This window comes from Herpetosiphon sp. NSE202, assembly GCF_042688385.1.
In the GTDB taxonomy this organism is placed as follows: Bacteria; Chloroflexota; Chloroflexia; order Chloroflexales; family Herpetosiphonaceae; genus Herpetosiphon.
This window is the reverse complement of the sequence record NZ_JBHUPY010000015.1, coordinates 49,956-66,666: the sequence shown is the minus strand read 5'-3', so window position 1 is coordinate 66,666 and position 16,711 is coordinate 49,956. Positions and strand designations below refer to the sequence as shown.

Annotated in this window: 13 protein-coding genes; 5 read left to right on the top strand and 8 right to left on the bottom strand. The window is 51.3% G+C overall.

Annotated features, from left to right (window positions below; genetic code table 11):
• Positions 1–109 precede the first annotated feature (109 nt).
• The 5 genes from ACFMKP_RS18290 (at position 110) to ACFMKP_RS18270 (ending at position 7,105) form a co-directional block, all read left to right on the top strand.
• Complete coding sequence (locus ACFMKP_RS18290; protein WP_382293860.1) at positions 110–2,182, top strand: molybdopterin-dependent oxidoreductase; 2,073 nt, start codon at positions 110–112, stop codon at positions 2,180–2,182.
• Between the two features lie 63 nt (positions 2,183–2,245).
• The gene (gene purU / locus ACFMKP_RS18285; RefSeq protein ID WP_382293858.1) at positions 2,246–3,079 is read left to right on the top strand and encodes a formyltetrahydrofolate deformylase; all 834 of its coding nucleotides are present in this window, start codon (positions 2,246–2,248) and stop codon (positions 3,077–3,079) included.
• 22 nt (positions 3,080–3,101) lie between these two features.
• A complete protein-coding gene (locus ACFMKP_RS18280; protein ID WP_382293856.1) occupies positions 3,102–5,276 on the top strand; it encodes a spermidine synthase in 2,175 nt (724 codons plus the stop codon).
• Positions 5,277–5,358: 82 nt separating this feature from the next.
• Positions 5,359–6,021 (top strand): hypothetical protein, encoded by a 663-nt coding sequence (locus ACFMKP_RS18275; protein WP_382293854.1) that lies wholly within the window; start codon positions 5,359–5,361, stop codon positions 6,019–6,021.
• 406 nt (positions 6,022–6,427) lie between these two features.
• Positions 6,428–7,105: a hypothetical protein gene (locus tag ACFMKP_RS18270; protein WP_382293852.1), complete on the top strand. Its 678-nt coding sequence runs from the start codon at positions 6,428–6,430 to the stop codon at positions 7,103–7,105.
• A 266-nt stretch (positions 7,106–7,371) separates the two neighbouring features.
• On the opposite strand, the gene ACFMKP_RS18265 is transcribed toward ACFMKP_RS18270, so the two are convergent.
• The 8 genes from ACFMKP_RS18265 to ACFMKP_RS18230 all read right to left on the bottom strand — a co-directional run bounded on the left by ACFMKP_RS18265 (position 7,372) and on the right by ACFMKP_RS18230 (position 16,567).
• Positions 7,372–8,229, bottom strand: coding sequence for an SDR family oxidoreductase (locus ACFMKP_RS18265; RefSeq protein WP_382293850.1), 858 nt, complete (start codon positions 8,227–8,229; stop codon positions 7,372–7,374).
• A 143-nt stretch (positions 8,230–8,372) separates the two neighbouring features.
• The gene (clpX, locus tag ACFMKP_RS18260; protein ID WP_382293848.1) at positions 8,373–9,671 is read right to left on the bottom strand and encodes an ATP-dependent Clp protease ATP-binding subunit ClpX; all 1,299 of its coding nucleotides are present in this window, start codon (positions 9,669–9,671) and stop codon (positions 8,373–8,375) included.
• 64 nt (positions 9,672–9,735) lie between these two features.
• A complete protein-coding gene (locus ACFMKP_RS18255; protein ID WP_054535680.1) occupies positions 9,736–10,392 on the bottom strand; it encodes an ATP-dependent Clp protease proteolytic subunit in 657 nt (218 codons plus the stop codon).
• A 667-nt stretch (positions 10,393–11,059) separates the two neighbouring features.
• Entirely contained in the window at positions 11,060–11,839 is a 780-nt protein-coding gene (locus tag ACFMKP_RS18250; protein ID WP_382293846.1) for a carbon-nitrogen family hydrolase, read from the bottom strand.
• Between the two features lie 11 nt (positions 11,840–11,850).
• Positions 11,851–14,103 carry a penicillin-binding transpeptidase domain-containing protein gene (locus ACFMKP_RS18245; RefSeq protein ID WP_382293844.1) on the bottom strand — a complete coding sequence of 751 codons (2,253 nt, stop codon included), beginning with the start codon at positions 14,101–14,103 and terminating at the stop codon, positions 11,851–11,853.
• Positions 14,104–14,127: 24 nt separating this feature from the next.
• Positions 14,128–14,637, bottom strand: a complete 510-nt coding sequence (gene mreD, locus ACFMKP_RS18240; protein WP_382293842.1) for a rod shape-determining protein MreD — start codon at positions 14,635–14,637, stop codon at positions 14,128–14,130.
• On the bottom strand, positions 14,613–15,503 hold the full coding sequence (gene mreC / locus ACFMKP_RS18235) for a rod shape-determining protein MreC (RefSeq protein WP_382293840.1): 891 nt from the start codon (positions 15,501–15,503) through the stop codon (positions 14,613–14,615). Before mreC ends, mreD begins: the two co-directional genes overlap by 25 nt.
• Positions 15,504–15,505: 2 nt before the next feature.
• Positions 15,506–16,567 (bottom strand): rod shape-determining protein, encoded by a 1,062-nt coding sequence (locus tag ACFMKP_RS18230; RefSeq protein ID WP_012192298.1) that lies wholly within the window; start codon positions 16,565–16,567, stop codon positions 15,506–15,508.
• Between the last annotated feature and the right edge of the window lie 144 nt (positions 16,568–16,711).

Here is a 16,711-nt window from a genome sequence, read left to right as displayed (position 1 = left end):
GGTGAAGTTTCCATAACATGCAGCTGATAATTCGTTGAAAAAAGCGAAACGCTGTATAGTATTTGGCAACAACTGCGAAGGAGGCGGGCACTTCAGCCCGATTGATGCCATGACAACGATTGCCCTTGATCAGCAAATTATTCACGCGGTGTGCCCCCACGATTGCCCCGATACGTGCTCCATGCTCGTCACAGTGCAGGATGGCAAGGCGATCAAAGTGCAAGGTAACCCTGAACATCCAATTACTAATGGCTTTTTGTGTACCAAGGTTTCGCGTTATGTCGAGCGAACCTACCACCAAGGCCGTTTGTTGTATCCGGCCAAGCGGGTTGGCCCCAAAGGCGCTGGCCAATTCGAGCGCATTTCGTGGGAAGAAGCATTAACGACGATTGCCGAACGCTTGCAGGCAATTAGCACCAGCCACGGGCCGCAGGCGATTTTGCCCTATTCGTATGCTGGCACGATGGGTTTGTTGCATTATGGCTCGATGGATCGGCGCTTTTTCCATCGCTTTGGCGCTTCGCTGCTCGATCGCACAATTTGCGCCAGTGCCGGCGCAACTGGCTATCGCTATACGGTTGGCGCGAGCGTTGGCACCGATCCCGAAGCTTATGTCGATGCCAAATTGATTATTTTGTGGGGAACCAACACACTCACCTCGAATGTGCACTTATGGACGTTTATCAAAGCGGCGCGCAAAGCTGGCGCACGGATCATTGCAATTGATCCTTGGCGTTCGCGCACTGCCGCCCAATGCGATTGGCATATTGCGCCCTTGCCAGGCACTGATGCAGCCTTAGCACTTGGTATGATGCACATTATTTTCCGCGATGGCTTGCACGATCAAGCCTATCTTGATGCCTATTGTGTTGGCGGCGAGCAACTGCGCGAGCGGGTTCAGGAATATCCGCCAGCACGCGTTGCCGAATTAACTGGCTTGGATGTGGCGACGATTGAGCAATTGGCCCATGAATATGCCACCACCGCGCCTGCTGCGATTCGGATTAATTATGGATTGCAGCGCCATGCTGGCGGCGGGATGGCCGTGCGGACTTTGGCCTGTTTGCCAGCGGTAATTGGCTCGTGGCGCGAGCGCGCAGGCGGCATTTTGCTTTCCACTAGCGGCACATTTCCAATTAATAATGCTGCCTTGGAGCGCCCAGATTTGATTCCTGCTGGCACCCGCATGATCAATATGAATCAGCTTGGGCAGGCTTTGACCGAGGTCAACGATCCGCCAGTACAAGCCTTGTTTGTCTACAATTCCAATCCGGCCAGCGTGGCTCCCGATTTGGAAGCGGTGAAACGCGGCTTGGAGCGCGACGATTTGTTTACTGTGGTGCATGAGCAGTTTTACACCGATACGACTCGCTACGCCGATATTATTTTGCCTGCAACGACCCAACTTGAGCATGTCGATTTGCACAAAGCCTATGGCCACTGGTACTTGGCGTGGAGCAACCAAGCGATTGAGCCGCTAGGCGAGGCGATTCCCAACACCGAATTGTTTCGGCGTTTGGCAGCCAAGATGGGCTTTGATGAGCCATGTTTTGGTGATGATGATCTGACGATTGCCCGCCAAGCCTTGGATTCTGACCACCCTGCGTTGGCTGAGATTACGCTTGAACGCTTGCAAGCAGAGGGTTGGGTGCGCTTGAATGTGCCAGCCAATTGGGCACCATTTGCCGAGGGCAATTTCCTCACACCGTCGGGCAAGTGCGAGCTGTATTCCGAGCGCATGCAAGCCGATGGCTTTGACCCATTGCCGACCTACACAGCGCCCTATGAAAGCCCAACCACCAACCCACGCTTGGCTGAGCGCTATCCATTAACCTTGATCTCGCCGCCAGCCCACCACTTTTTGAATAGCACCTTTGGCAATATTTTGCAGCGCTACGAGAGCGGCCCCAGCCTAGAAATTAGCCCAATCGACGCAATCGAACGCAACATCGACGATGGTGATCAATTGTTGATTCGCAATGATCGTGGTGGCTTTCAGGCCAAGGCTGTGGTAACCGATCGGGTGCGTCAAGGAGTTGTGGTTGCGCCATCAATTTGGTGGTCGGAGCTGACGGTTGATGGCCGTAACGTCAACCATACCACGCCCCAAGCCCTTTCAGATATGGGTGGCGGCGCGACCTTCTACGATAATTTGGTTGAAGTTGAACGAATTGTCGGTTAAGCTGGCCAATAATTGTCCCGCTTGGGTCGATTAATCGGCTCAAGCGGTTGGTTGGAGCAAGCGATGCCCCAAGCGTTATTGATTGAATGTAACGATCAGATTGGCTTAGTTCATCAGATTACTGGCGTACTCTATCGCCATGGCGTAAATATTATTAGCAACCAAGAGTTTGTTGACCATCAGCGGCAACGCTTTTTTATGCGAACTGAATATCAAGGTACACTTGATCAAAACACAGCCTTGGCTGAATTACAAACCCTCTTGCCAATTAATGCACATATTCGCTTTGCACGCGCACATAAGCCGCAAATTCTTATTCTAGCCACCAAAGAACATCATTGTTTAGGCGATTTGCTGATTCGGCATGCATTTGCTGAACTCAAAGCAGAAATTTTGGGTGTAATTGCCAATCATGCGCAACTTGGCCAATTAGTACAGCGTTTCGATCTGCCTTTTCATTATTTGTCACATCGAGCATCGAGTCGCGAAGCACATGAACAAGCCTTGCTCGAAGTCATTCAGGCAGCGCAACCAGATTATTTAGTGCTAGCAAAATATATGCGGGTGCTTTCGCCGCAGTTTGTAGCTCAATTTCCGCAGCGCATTATCAATATTCATCATTCGTTTTTGCCAGCGTTTATCGGTGCAAATCCCTATCGGCAAGCATTTGAGCGGGGCGTGAAAATTATTGGCGCAACCGCGCATTTTGTCACCGATGAGCTTGATCAAGGGCCAATTATTGCGCAGCAGGTTATGCCAATTGATCATAGCCATAGTGTTGATGAAATTGTGCAAGCTGGGCGTGAGATTGAAAAACATGTTTTGGCCAAAGCTCTCGATTTGGTTTTGAGCGAGCGCGTTTTTTTAAGCGGCAATCGCACGGTTATTTTTGATTAACGATCCTCAGCAGGAGTAATCTATGCCGTTACTATTTGCGTTAACAATTTTTACTAGCGCTAGCTTATTATTTGTGATCCAACCAATGTTTGCACGCATGGCTTTACCATTACTTGGTGGCGCGCCGTCGGTTTGGAATACGGCGCTCGTATTTTATCAAACGGTTTTATTGCTAGGTTATGGCTATTCGCACCTGCTGACAAAATATTTTAAACCACGGCAGCAAGTATTAATTCACTGCGGGCTTTTGTTAACTCCATTATTAGTTTTGCCAATTGCGATTCCTGCTGGTTGGCAAGCGCCGACAACCGATTTTCCAATTGCATGGCTATTGAGTTTATTTGCAGTTGCCTTAGGCTTGCCATTTTTTGTGGTTTCGGCCAGCAGCCCATTGCTGCAAGCGTGGTTTGGCAGCAGCGAGCAAAATCGCAACCCCTACGTGCTCTATGCAATGAGTAATGTTGGCAGTATGTTGGCGCTGTTGGCCTATCCATTAATTATCGAGCCAAACACCAGCCTACGCTTGCAAAGCGATGGTTGGCGCTGGGGCTATGTGCTGTTAGTGTTGCTGTTTATTGGCTGTGGCATTCGAGTTTGGCAACGTGCGCCGCAGGTTGTTTCAAGCACAACTAGTCAAGCCAGCAGCTCAATCACGTGGCAACGCAGGCTCAAGTGGATCGCATGGTCGGCAGTGCCTTCGAGTTTATTGGTAAGCGTTACAACTTACATTACCACCGATATTGTGGCGATGCCGTTGCTGTGGGTTATTCCCTTGGCATTATATTTGTTGACGTTTATTTTTGTATTTGCCAATAAAGTGTTGATTCCTAAACAAGCGTTGGTTTGGTTAATGCCAATTTTAGTAATGTTGGTTATTTTGACGATCATTACTGGGGCAAATAGTCCAATTTTGCTGTTATTAATTTTGCATTTGGCAAGTCTGTTTGTTGTCACGATGGTATTGCATCAACAATTGGCCGATGATCGACCTGAGCCACAGAAGTTAACTGAATTCTATCTATTGATGTCATTGGGGGGCGTGATTGGTGGATTTTTTAATGGATTAATTGCACCATTGATTTTTAATTCAGTTTGGGAATATCCATTGATGTTGTGTTTGGGATTAATGCTTGCCCCGTGGCGCAAACCCAAGCCAACCAATCGCCAAGAATGGCTGCAATCGTTGTATAAACCTGGCTTGATGATTGTGCTCAGCATTGGGTTGGTACTATTGCTCAAAGCGTTTAATTACGAAGAGGATACAATTGGCTACGGAATTTTATTCTCGCTAACGATGCTGCTTGCCTATAGCCAATCGCGCAATCCTGTCTCATTTGGCTTGAGCATTGGTGGATTTTTCACGGTTGTTTCGCTGATTGGCTTTACCCGATCGACCTTAGTTTACCAAGAACGCAGCTTTTTTGGAGTCAACCGGATTCTCGAGGTCAACGATCGCTTTAATATTTTGATGCATGGCACAACCTTGCATGGCATGCAATTTCTTGATCCAGCGTTAAGTAAACGCCCGCTGACCTACTACAGCCTGAATGGCCCGCTCAACGAGATTTTCCAAGTTGCCAATCAACAAACAACGCCAAAAAATGTTGGAGTAGTGGGCTTAGGTAGTGGGGCAGCCGCCTGTTATGCTCAAGCGCAAGATAGCTGGAAATATTTTGAAATTGATCCAGTGGTGATTAAAATTGCTGAAAATCCGCAATATTTCAGCTACCTCAGCCAATGTACGCCCCAAGCTCCCGTCGTCGTCGGCGATGCTCGAATCTCGCTGGCAGCCGAAACCAAGCCCTTTGATGTGTTGATTATGGATGCCTATAGCTCAGATGCGATCCCCACCCACTTAGTAACAGTCGAGGCGCTGGAACTGTATCTAAGCAAATTGAATCCTGATGGAATTATTGCCTTTCACATTTCAAATCGCTATCTCAATTTAGAGCCAGTGTTGCACGACCTAGCCGAAAAATTGGGGTTATTGGCGTTAGTGCACGAATACAATACCGATGAGGATGTGCTTGAACACGGCAATAACAGCACCAAATGGGTGATTTTTACCAAAAATCAAGCCTTCTATCAACAATTTATCGATCAACATCAATGGCGTAGCTTGCAAAATCGGCCCAACGATCGCTTGTGGACTGATGATTATTCGAGCATTATTACCACCTTATATGCTTGGCAGTAAGCGAGGGGCCAGAGATTAGCGGTCAGGGGTCAGAATTTCAACCAAGAAGCATTCAGTTAGAAAGAAGAGAAAGGAGCTGGCAATGCTGCTGCCAAAAACCAAGGCCTTGCAAAAACGCCTTGCTGAGCGATTTAGCCGAATCGAAATTAAAAAAAGCCATGGCTATGAATTAGGTTGGGACGATTGGGAGGAAATTGGGCGCTGTTATTACTATCTGCGTGATGAACGGGCGACCGAGTATTTGCGCCAATCAGCGGTGTTGGTCCAGAAACGAGTACTTGCTCTCGATCCACGATCAGCTGAAGCGCTCTTTTTTAATGCATCCGTGTGGTTTTATGCGGCAAACTTGTATAGGCTCATTGGCGATGAAGCATCAATGCATGCGTGTCTCACTGAATTACGCACATTTGAAGGATACCCAATTTGGATCGAATCGCCTGTCACTGTCGAATTGTATTGGGATCTGTTGGCCTTAGCCGCGTTGATGGAAGGTGATGCCGCGCAAGCCTTGCACTATGATGCGAAGATTGCTGCATTACCACAGCGTGAAGATCCCGATCGCCCATGGTCGGGTCGGTTAGCGGAAGCCATCGTCCACGCTGATGCGCCAGCGATTCGGGCGATTGGGGATGAACTCCATGGACTCTTGACGCGCTATCATGGCAAGCCATGGGATACCGACTATCTGAATCTGTGGGATTGGTATGAGTTTAGCGATACACTCGCCGATCAGCTTGAGGCCTAGCAATCATTTTGATCCACGAAGCGCACGAAGGGCACGCAGGCCGAAACCGCGAAGGACACGAAGAACAAGGCTGTAGGCTGTAGGCTTTGGGCTTTGGTCTACCAAACTTCCGCTAGCCCATAGCTGTACTGGTACATCAGGTTAACCGCCGCCTGATCCCCTCACCCCAACCCCTCTCCCACGTGGCGGGCGAGGGGCTTTCATCGCGTGGTTCTGCCGCACTGCGTGGTGAAAATGGGTGCTCCCCCTCGCCCGCGTTTTCGTGGGAGAGGGGGCTGGGGGGTGAGGGGACACGGTTGCCAATCCAATGAATCATTACACATAGCCCATAGCCATCATTCCTCTGCGCCGCTGCGTTCAACGCAACACACAGTCGGTTGTACTTGAGAACCGAAAGGAGCTGGCAATGCTGCTGCCAAAAACCAAGGCCTTGCAAAAACGTCTACACGAGGGGTTTAGCCAAATCGAAATAAAAAAAAGCCATGGCTATGAACTAGGTTGGGAAGATTGGGAAGCGCTTGGGCGCTGTTATTATTACCTGCGTGATGAACGAGCGACGGAGTATCTTCGGCAGGCAGCCCTCTTAGTCGCCCAGCAACGGGTAAGCACGATCAATCCACGTTCGCCTTCGTCGTTATTTAAGCATGCCGGAGATTGGTTTTATGCGGCAAATTTGTATCGACTCATTGGCGATCAAGCATCAATGCGTGCATGTATCGTGAAAATACGAGAACTCGAAGAGTCCCCAGTTTGGATTGAGTGGTCTGTCTATGTCGAATTTTATTGGGACCTCTTGGCCTTAGCCGCATTGATGGAAGGGGATGCAGCGCAAGCCTTGATCTATGATGCCAAGATTGCTGCATTACCGCAGCGTGAAAATCCTGCCCGCCCTTGGTCGGGTCGGTTAGCCGAAGCTATCGTCCACGCTGATGCGCCAGCGATTCGGGCGATTGGGGATGAATTACATGGACTCTTGACGCGCTATCATGGCAAGCCGTGGGATACGACCTACCTCAATCTCTGGGATTGGTATGAGTTTACCGATCAGGTGGCCGATCAGCTTGAGGCCCAGCAATCATTTTGATCCACGAAACGATCAGGCTATTGGCTAATTGATCCACGAAGGACGAAACCGCGAAGAGCGCGAAGTACGCAAAGGATGTTTTTTTTGCCACAGATGAGCACAGATTTTCGGGATTGATTTTTTGTACTCTCGCAGCCTGTAGACAAGAGCCTGATTAAAAAGATTTCTTCGTGCCCTTCGCGTTCTTCGCGGTTAAACAAGCTTTTTGATTTTTGACTTCTAACTTTTGACTTCCCCAGCTCTCATCCTTCATCCTTCATCCTTGCTTAGGCTGCTTGTTGTTCGCCGACATGTTGAACTTTTTGCTCGCTCCATTGCCAGAGCTTTTCGGCAGCGGTTTGATCGTTGGAAATTGGGCTAGATTCGCGGGGTTTCTTTTTGTCGAAATACAAGCCCGTGACATGCTCAACTTCAGGCGAGGTGGCGAGATACAAGGTCGTTTCGGCCCCTTTTTCGGCGCTGATCGAGCCAAGATCCATCAACTTGCGCATCACAACCCCAAAAACGCCATTGTTGGCGGCAAAACCAGTTGAAACCACGCCAGGATGCAAGCAGTTGACCGTAACATCAGTGCCAGCCAAACGGCGCGCTAGCTCTTTGGTAAACAGGATATTGGCCAATTTTGAACGACCATACATCCGCCAACCACTCCATTTGTGCTTGCCTTCGAGATCGTTGAAATCCATCGTGCCCATGCGATGGGCATCGGACGAAACATTGATGATGCGGGCAGGAGCACTGGCTTTGAGTGTATCCAGCAGCAAATCGGTCAGCAGAAAGTAGGCCAAATGATTGAGCGCCATGGTCAATTCAATCCCATCGGCGCTTTCTTGGCGCGAGGTATAAAACGCCCCAGCATTGTTGACCAAAATATGCAATTGATCGTGCTGGCTGAGAAATTCTGCGGCGGCGCGGCGCACCTCAGCCTGCTTGGATAAATCGGCCAGAATATAGCTAACGTTGGGGTTGCCCGTTTCACGTTTGATCATCTCGGTAACGCCTTCGGTGCGCAATGGATGCCGCCCAATAATCACCACCGTCGCGCCTTGGCGAGCGAGTTCTAAGGCCGTCACCTTGCCGATGCCACCAGTTGCCCCAGTGACCAAACAAACTTTACCCTTCATAGAGCCTCCATAAAAGCCACATATTACGTGTGCTACTAGCAGGATGCCGCGATTTACGCAGTGTGTCAAGCCACGGCAACAAATGCTAAAACAAAATGCCTCGTTCTCTAGCAAGAACGAGGCACCGATCCAGCAAACGCAATTTAGCTAGCCTTGGTTGTTGGTTGCTTGCCAGCGCGGCTGCGGGTGCTTGTGCGCCGAATCAAGGTTGGCATTGCGCCATCACGCACGGTTTCGGCAGTGATCACACAGCGCACAACATCGGTTTCCGAAGGCAAGTCGAACATTACATCGAGCAGAATTTCCTCGACGGCGGTGCGCAAACCACGCGCGCCAGTTTTGCCAGCCAAGGCTCGTTCGACAATCGCTTCCATGGCATCGCTGCTAACTTCAAGCTGCACGTGATCAAGCGCCAACATTTTTTGATATTGCTTAATAATTGCGTTGCGTGGCTCGGTCAAAATACGCAGCATTGCATCTTTATCGAGTGGCGTGAGCGCGGCAACGACTGGCATCCGCCCGATAAACTCAGGAATAAAGCCAAAGTGCAGCAAATCGTCGGGATTGACCAACGAGAGCAATTTCTTTGAACGTTCGATCCGTTCTTCTTTGACGATCGTTTTGCCAAAGCCCAAGGTTCCAGCACTACCCAAGCGTTGGGCAATGTGGTGCTCTAAGCCCTCGAAAGCGCCACCGCAGATAAACAGCACATTGGTGGTATCAAAGGGAATAAATTCTTGCTGTGGGTGTTTGCGGCCAGGCATTGGCGGCACGTTCACCACGCCACCTTCAAGAATTTTCAGCAAGGCTTGTTGCACGCCCTCGCCCGAAACATCGCGGGTAATCGAAGGATTATCGGCTTTGCGGGCAATTTTATCGATTTCGTCGATATACAAAATGCCCATCTGTGCCCGCTCAACATCGCCATCGGCGGCCTGAATCAAGCGCAACAGAATCGTCTCGACATCTTCGCCAACATAGCCAGCTTCGGTAAGCGCAGTGGCATCGGCGATGGCAAATGGCACATCGAGCATGCGAGCCAGCGTTTGGGCCAGCAAGGTTTTGCCCGAGCCAGTTGGCCCGACTAAAAGAATGTTACTTTTTTGAATTTCGACATCGGTATCGCCTTGAGCTTGGGCACGCAACCGCTTGTAGTGGTTGTAAACCGCCACCGCCATCACCTTTTTGGCCCGATCTTGGCCAATCACGTACTCATCGAGATGGTCGCGAATGGCGTGGGGAATTGGCAAAGTTGGTGGTAGGGTTGGGGTATTCGGAGCATCTTTCCGCTCCTCATTGGCGATAATTGCGCTTAATAACTCAATGCACTCGTTGCAAATAAACAATGCCCCCGGACCCGTGACCAAGCGATCGACTTCATCTTGGCTCCGCCCGCAAAACGAGCAGTAATAGGTCGGTGGCATAAAGGCGGAATGCGCCATTGGAATTGCTCCCATTGGTGACGACGCGAGCCCCGTTGCTCGCGTCATCATCCTTGTTGCTCAATTAATCTTGTTGCCCAGCTTCGATGTGGGTCGTAATTTCGTCAATGATACCATATTCTTTTGCTTGTTCTGGTGTCATAAACAAGTCACGGTCGAAGTCGCGGGCAATGCGTTCAATTGGCTGGCCGGTATCTTTCGATAGCAAGCCACGCACAATGTTTTGCAGGCGCAACAACTCTTTAATTTGAATTTCGACATCAGGCGCATAACCACGAGCGCCACCACCTGCTGGGTGCATGTGGATGGTGGAGTTGGGCAACGAATAGCGTTTGCCTTTGGTGCCGCCAGCAAGCACTGGGGTAGCCATACTGCCAGCAAAACCAACACACCAAGTCGCAATATCGGGCGAAACCATTTGCATCGTATCGTAAATTGCAAGGCCAGCGTTCACTTCGCCGCCGGGGCTGTTGATATAGATCGAAATATCGCGATCGGGATCATCGTGTTGCAAGAACAATAATTGAGCTACCAACACATTCGCAATTTGCGAATCAATCGGCGTACCGAGAATGATGATCCGCTCTTTGAGCAAACGGGAGTAGATGTCATAAACTCGTTCGCCGCGGCTGCTCGTTTCTACAACGTAGGGAACAACCATCGAGGGCGATTTCGCTGCCACAATGTCGTGAGCAGGTGAGAGCCATTGAAACCAGGACATAGCAAGCCTCCTTGCAACGGTGCGCGTCGGCGCACTTCGGTCGATGCTTCTAGTCTACCCGAAAAACCTCGCGCATGGCAGAGGGCCGTTCGATTGCAGCGCAATATTAACACGATTCCAACACTTGTTCACTGCCAGCATTCTGCTGGTTGATTATCCACCATTCAGCGCAACTACGCAACCAGCGTTTGAAAGGATGAAGGATGAAGGATGAGGGATGAAGGCAAAAGTCAAAAGTCAAAAGTCAAAAAAACATAGAGCATAGAGCATATGGCTGTAGGCTGAAAGAACAAAGAACAAAGAACAAAGAGCATAGATATAATGGTTCATTAGGTTGACCATGGCTTGATCCCCTCACCCCAACCCCTCTCCCACGGAGCGGGCGAGGGGCTTTAATCCTGTGGTTCTGCCGCACGGCGTGGTGAAAATGGGTGCTCCCCCTCGCCCGCGTTTTCGTGGGAGAGGGGGCTGGGGGGTGAGGGCATGCCGCTGGTTGTCAATCCAATGAACCATTACAGCTATCGGCTATCGAAACATTTGGTGGGCCAACATAGATATAGTCTCACCTTCGTGTTCTTCGTGCTCTTCGTGGTTTCTCGTCCTTCGTGCTCTTCGTGCGCTTCGTGAATCAAACCAAACCCTAGCCCCCGACCCCTGACCCCTCGTTCTAATACAGATCAACCCGACGATCGCGGAAAACTGGCAGGAAGTTGCGGGCTTTGACAACAGTATCCAGATCAACGGTCGCGGTCAGCAAACCAGCTTGATCATCGCCCTCGACCAGCACAGTACCCCATGGATCAATCAGCATCGAAGCGCCACCAAACTGGTTAGCGCGGTCGCTGCCAACTCGATTGCAGGCAATTACCACCGCTTGGTTTTCGATCGCTCGCGCTCGTAGCAAGGTACGCCAATGCTCAATTCTGGCTGTTGGCCATTCGGCGGGAATAATAATCACTTCTGCGCCCGCCAAGGCATAGCGCCGAAACAGCTCTGGAAAGCGCAAATCGTAGCAAATGGCGCAGGCACTTGTGCCCCACGCAGTTTGCACAACCGCTGCTTGCTGGCCAGCACCCAAGTATTGGTCTTCGTTCATCAGGCCAATCAGGTGGGTTTTGCGATAGTGATGTAGGCGTTTGCCCTGCGCATCATACAGCGTAGCGGTGTTATAAACGTGCTCGCCAGCGCGCTCTAGCAGCGAGCCAACAATTGCCAGATGATGGCGCGCCGCCAAAACCGCCACTTCTTCAAACAAACCCTTGCCCAGCGGATCGCTCAATTCGTGGGCTTGCTCCAGCAGATAGCCAGTGCCCCACAATTCTGGCAGCACGAGCAAATCTGCGCCAGCCAGTTCGGCTTGGGCTGCAAGTTTGCGCACAGTTGCCAAATTGGCTTCGCGATCGCCCAAAACAAGATCAATTTGGCCAAGTGCAACTGATAATTGCATCGCTGTTTCCTTTATTGGCCAGTGCTGCCAGCAGCAGGCGCAGGCATGTTGCCATTAATATCGGGGAAGCCTTCGCCGTTATAGGCCCGCAACACATCAACCACCGCTGGCAAGGCCAACGTCCCCGAACCGTCACCTAAATCGCCAGTGCCTTCGAGCATCGCCAAAATTGCAACTTTGGGATTATCGAACGGTGCAAAGCCCACAAACCACGAGTGCGAACGCAAATATGGCCCTTGTGCATATTCGGCGGTTCCGGTTTTGCCCGCCAAATCCAGCCGATCAAGATCGGCGAGAATCGCGCCTGCAGGTTTGTTGTTGCCATTGGCAATCCGATTATAAGCATCGGAATCGCGTACCGAGCGGCGCATGCCTTCGCGAATCACGGCCCAATGCTCAGGCGCAAGATTAATCGTGTGTTCAATCACTGGCGTAAGCGTGATTGTGTCGGTGCGGTTCAAATCGGTAATTGCTTTGACCACTTGCGGTTGATAGACGGTGCCACGATTGGCGGTTGCGACGGTGGCGCGCAGCAATTGCAATGGCGTAACTTGCACATCACCTTGGCCAATCGCCGCAATATAGGTATCGCCAACGCCCCAGCGTTCGCGTCGCTGCTTCTTCCATTCTTTATTGGGAATAATCCCCGAATCTTCGCCTGGCAGGTCGATGCCAGTCAATTTATCGAAGCCGAATTCGCCAGAAACCGTTTCGTATAGGCGATCAATCCCCAAGCCACCCTTAATTTGGGGATCGTTTGGCTTGAGGTTGGTTACGTAATCAGTCCCGCCAGCAACGGTGTTGAAAAAGACGTTTGACGAAACTTTCAAAGCATCGGAAACATTGATCAAGCCATTGGCGCGGCGGTTGGAGTTGGGATATTGGTTGGTCAACGCTTCGTTATATTCGTTGCGCACCAGTAAAAAGCCCGGGTCTTGAATCCGCGAATCAGGGTTGATAATGTCGCTATCCAAGGCGGCGGCGGCGGTAAACTGCTTGAAAGTCGAGCCAGGTGGATATTTACCAGCAATCGCGCGATGCAACAACGGCGTGTTTTCTTCATCGGTAAATAAATCGGTAATTTCTTCGACTTCGCCGCGATTGAAGGCGTTGTTATCGTAGGCTGGCAAACTAACCGAGGCCAGCACCGCGCCAGTATTCACATCCATCACCATAATCACACCTTTGTTGATGCGATCATAGGAAGCATATTTAACTTGATCTTTGCCCGGCGTATTGGCTAAGCGCACGCGGCGTTGGTCGGCAATATCGAGCCATTTTTGCAAAATCTGCTCAGTATCCCGTTGCAAATCCATATCGATATTCAGAATCAGATTCTTGCCATCTTCCATTGGTTGCAACACCTTTGGCTCGCCGACAATCCGATCCCACACATCGACCGAGATTTGATTGGTTCCAAGTTTGCCACGCAAGGTTGATTCGTAATAATTTTCGATCCCATCAACCCCAATCAAATCGCTTTCCAAGTATTGGCGCGGGCCATCTGCATCATTCAGGGGATTGTAACGCGCCAGTTGTTTATCGTTGATCCGAATCATATAGCCCAATAAATGCGAAAGCGATTTGGTTTCGGCACTGAGTGGATAATCGCGCTGGAAGCCATCGACAACCCGCACGCCAGGCAAGGCCAGCGCATTTTCGCGAATTGCCAAAGCCACATCATTGGGAATATTTTTGGCCACCGGCACAACCAAATACGATGGCAAATTGGCTTTGGCAAGGGCTTTCTCCACACCTGGCTGCAAGGTAATCACATCGGTATAGGCTTGGCTCAGTTGCAACGCGGTCAAGGCCTTGCCCATTGGAACCGTCACGGTAATCGCTTGATGCGGTGCAAAGCTTGTATCGGCGGGCAAAATTGGCGAAATGCCATAGACTGCCGCTGCCAAAGCAGGATCTTCCTGCATTTTGGTGGTTGGCGAGAGCGTGAAGGTATCGCTGAATGGCAACAGCATGCTCAGCCGCATATACACGGCGTTGCGATCGGCGCGTTTACGCGGCAGCGATTCAGCTTGAATCCCTAAGAGTGAGGTTGGAACCGAGGCCGCGAGCAGGGTTGTGCCATCGCTGGCAAAAATCTCGCCTCGTTGCGGCGCAATATAATCGTGGCGAGTAATATTTTGCTCAATCGAAGCCCGCGAGGTTGCGGCGCTGCTGCCAAATTGCAATTGCTGCAAACGGGCAAGCAACGCAATGAATATAATTAAGCTCACGACCCGTAAGCCGATCAGGCGACCGCGCATAAGGGTTCTCCTTGCTGATAAAGTTTAGTGGCGAATTTGCCGTTCGTTCCACCATTGCAAAACGAGAAACGTCGGCAAAACCCCAATCGCGTTGATAATCATGGCTGGCACAAGCACCACAATCGCCCAACTCAACCAATCATCGGTGCCGCCGCGAAACATTTGGGTAACCAAATGATACAGCGGGGTTGCGCCGATTGTGAGCAAGAGCGAGGTTGGCCATGTATCGGGCGGAAAGCGCTCGGCGGCAAGGCTACACAGCCAAGCAACCAGCAACAAGGCCAAGGCATGGCTGCCAAAGGGCGAATAGCCAACCACATCGATCAACAAGCCGCCATACATGGCGATTGCCGCGCCCTTGGCAGCATCAGCCAGCAACGTCCAACAAACCACCGCCAACAACACCAAATTCAAGTGGGCATTGAACACGGTTGGTAAAAGGGTTGTCTGGATGATCACGGTTAAGCCAACAATAGCCGCCAACCAAAGCTGCCCACGCAGCCGCTCGCTTAATCTTCGCCGACGATAATCCATACAGTCCGCACCACATCAGGATCAAAATATGGTTCAATATCGGCTTGTTGGCCGTGGCCGTCGGGGCGAATTGCACTCACGCGGCCAATTGGCACATCAGGCGGAATCCGCGCTGCAGGCGCATCAAAGGCTAGGGCTTTGCTAATGCCTGCGGTCAACACATCGTCGCCAACATTAAATTTTGCGTCGCGATCGATATGGCGCATAATCAAACGTGAGCCAAGTTGCCATTGCCCAAGCACGTCGCCCATTGGTTGGCTGATGCTGCCGCCTTCTTGTTCGTTGGCAACTTGGGCTAGCACTTGGCCGCTAATGACCGAGCGTGAATCAGTAATCAGCAAGACCGTGGCGTTATGTTGGCTCACCGTATCAACCAAGCCAATCAGCGCATCGGGGCTACCGTTGACGTGTGAGACGACCGGCATGCCCACGGCCAAGCCATCGGCAGAGCCACGATCAATGCTAATTAAACGATTGCCAGCATCGGCGGAGCGACTGACCACGTTGCCAATCACCGTGCGCCAGCCATAGCGTTCGCGCATGCCTGCGGTTCGGCGCAAGGTTGCGTTTTCGGCGGCGGCGCTGCGCAATTGCAGATTTTCGTTTTCAAGCTCGGTGACTCGTTGTTGCATGGCGGCCAAATCTTGGGCTGCCTGCGACGAACCAAAAATGCCGCCAAAGGTATCGCTAATTGCTAAACGAATATTCGTCAACGTTCGCGTAACGGGAGTCAAAAAGCGGGCAGTGCTCGCCGTAACCGGATTCAAAATACCCTGTTGATCGAGCAACAGCAGCACAACCACAATACAAGCCAGCCAAATAATCAGCTTGGTGGCGCGTTGGGCATTGCCTGAACGATTTGACATGGCTAGCCGCGTTTAATGCGACGCGATTCTTGCGAACGCCGAATCGTGTCACGGTATTTGTCAAATTCTTCGATCATCTTGCCGGTACCACGAGCCACGCACGAAAGCGGATCTTCGGCGATGTGAACTGGCATTTTGGTTTCAGCGGCAATCCGGCGGTCTAAGCCGCGCAACATCGAGCCGCCACCAGCCAAGGTAATGCCGTGCTCCATAATGTCGGCGACCAACTCTGGCGGGGTTTCTTCCAGGGCGGTGCGCACTTCGGAAACGATATTGGCAACTGGGCCAGCGATGCCTTCGCGCAACTCAATGCTGCTAATTTCAATCGCTTTGGGCAAGCCCGTCAGCAAATCACGGCCCCGCAAGGTTACTTTGATTTCTTCTTCGAGTGGGTAGGCTGAGCCAGCGGCAATTTTGGCTTTTTCGGCCATGCGCTCGCCAATCAGCAAGTTATATTCGCGGCGGGCAAAGGCGATGACGGCTTCGTCGATTTCGTCGCCAGCGGTGCGCAACGAGTGGTTAATCACAATCCCACCCAACGAGATCACGGCAACTTCGGTTGTACCGCCACCAATATCGACCACCATCGAGCCAGTTGGTTCGGTCACAGGCAGGCCTGCGCCAACTGCGGCGGCCATTGGTTCTTCAATCACATAGGCTTCGCGTGCGCCAGCGTTCATCGCAGCGTCACGGGCAGCGCGTTTTTCCACATCGGTCACGCCCGAAGGCACGCCGACAATTACCCGTGGGCGGCCAGCAATGCTTGCGCCAACGTGCTTGTGGGCTTGGTCGAAAAAATATTTCATCATCTTTTCGACCACATCAAAATCGGCAATTACGCCATCGCGGAGCGGGCGAACTGCGACAATATTGGCTGGGGTTTTGCCGACCATAGCTTTGGCCGCAGCGCCAAAAGCTTGGGGAATCCCCGTGCGTTTATCAATGGCCACCACTGATGGCTCGGAAATCACAATGCCTTTGCCGCGTAAATAGACTAAAGTATTGGCGGTGCCTAAGTCCATGCCAATATCGCGGCTAAATGAGCGAAAAAATGATCTAAACATATATGGTGCGATGATCTTTCTGCTGCAGCGCTCGCGTGGATGGTTGGCAGGAAGTCAAGGTGCAGGCCGGAGCCACAAGCCCCGCAAGCGGGCATTTAATCCAAAAAAGAAGGGCTTTTGGCCCTCGTATACGCGCCATTATAG

Bases quoted from the DNA above. Each gene is read 5' to 3' on its own strand.
- ACFMKP_RS18290 (WP_382293860.1), top strand. From the start codon at position 110: ATGACAACGATTGCCCTTGATCAGCAAATTATTCACGCGGTGTGCCCC.
- purU (WP_382293858.1), top strand. From the start codon at position 2,246: ATGCCCCAAGCGTTATTGATTGAATGTAACGATCAGATTGGCTTAGTT.
- ACFMKP_RS18280 (WP_382293856.1), top strand. From the start codon at position 3,102: ATGCCGTTACTATTTGCGTTAACAATTTTTACTAGCGCTAGCTTATTA.
- ACFMKP_RS18275 (WP_382293854.1), top strand. From the start codon at position 5,359: ATGCTGCTGCCAAAAACCAAGGCCTTGCAAAAACGCCTTGCTGAGCGA.
- ACFMKP_RS18270 (WP_382293852.1), top strand. From the start codon at position 6,428: ATGCTGCTGCCAAAAACCAAGGCCTTGCAAAAACGTCTACACGAGGGG.
- ACFMKP_RS18265 (WP_382293850.1), bottom strand. From the start codon at position 8,229: ATGAAGGGTAAAGTTTGTTTGGTCACTGGGGCAACTGGTGGCATCGGC.
- clpX (WP_382293848.1), bottom strand. From the start codon at position 9,671: ATGGCGCATTCCGCCTTTATGCCACCGACCTATTACTGCTCGTTTTGC.
- ACFMKP_RS18255 (WP_054535680.1), bottom strand. From the start codon at position 10,392: ATGTCCTGGTTTCAATGGCTCTCACCTGCTCACGACATTGTGGCAGCG.
- ACFMKP_RS18250 (WP_382293846.1), bottom strand. From the start codon at position 11,839: ATGCAATTATCAGTTGCACTTGGCCAAATTGATCTTGTTTTGGGCGAT.
- ACFMKP_RS18245 (WP_382293844.1), bottom strand. From the start codon at position 14,103: ATGCGCGGTCGCCTGATCGGCTTACGGGTCGTGAGCTTAATTATATTC.
- mreD (WP_382293842.1), bottom strand. From the start codon at position 14,637: ATGGATTATCGTCGGCGAAGATTAAGCGAGCGGCTGCGTGGGCAGCTT.
- mreC (WP_382293840.1), bottom strand. From the start codon at position 15,503: ATGTCAAATCGTTCAGGCAATGCCCAACGCGCCACCAAGCTGATTATT.
- ACFMKP_RS18230 (WP_012192298.1), bottom strand. From the start codon at position 16,567: ATGTTTAGATCATTTTTTCGCTCATTTAGCCGCGATATTGGCATGGAC.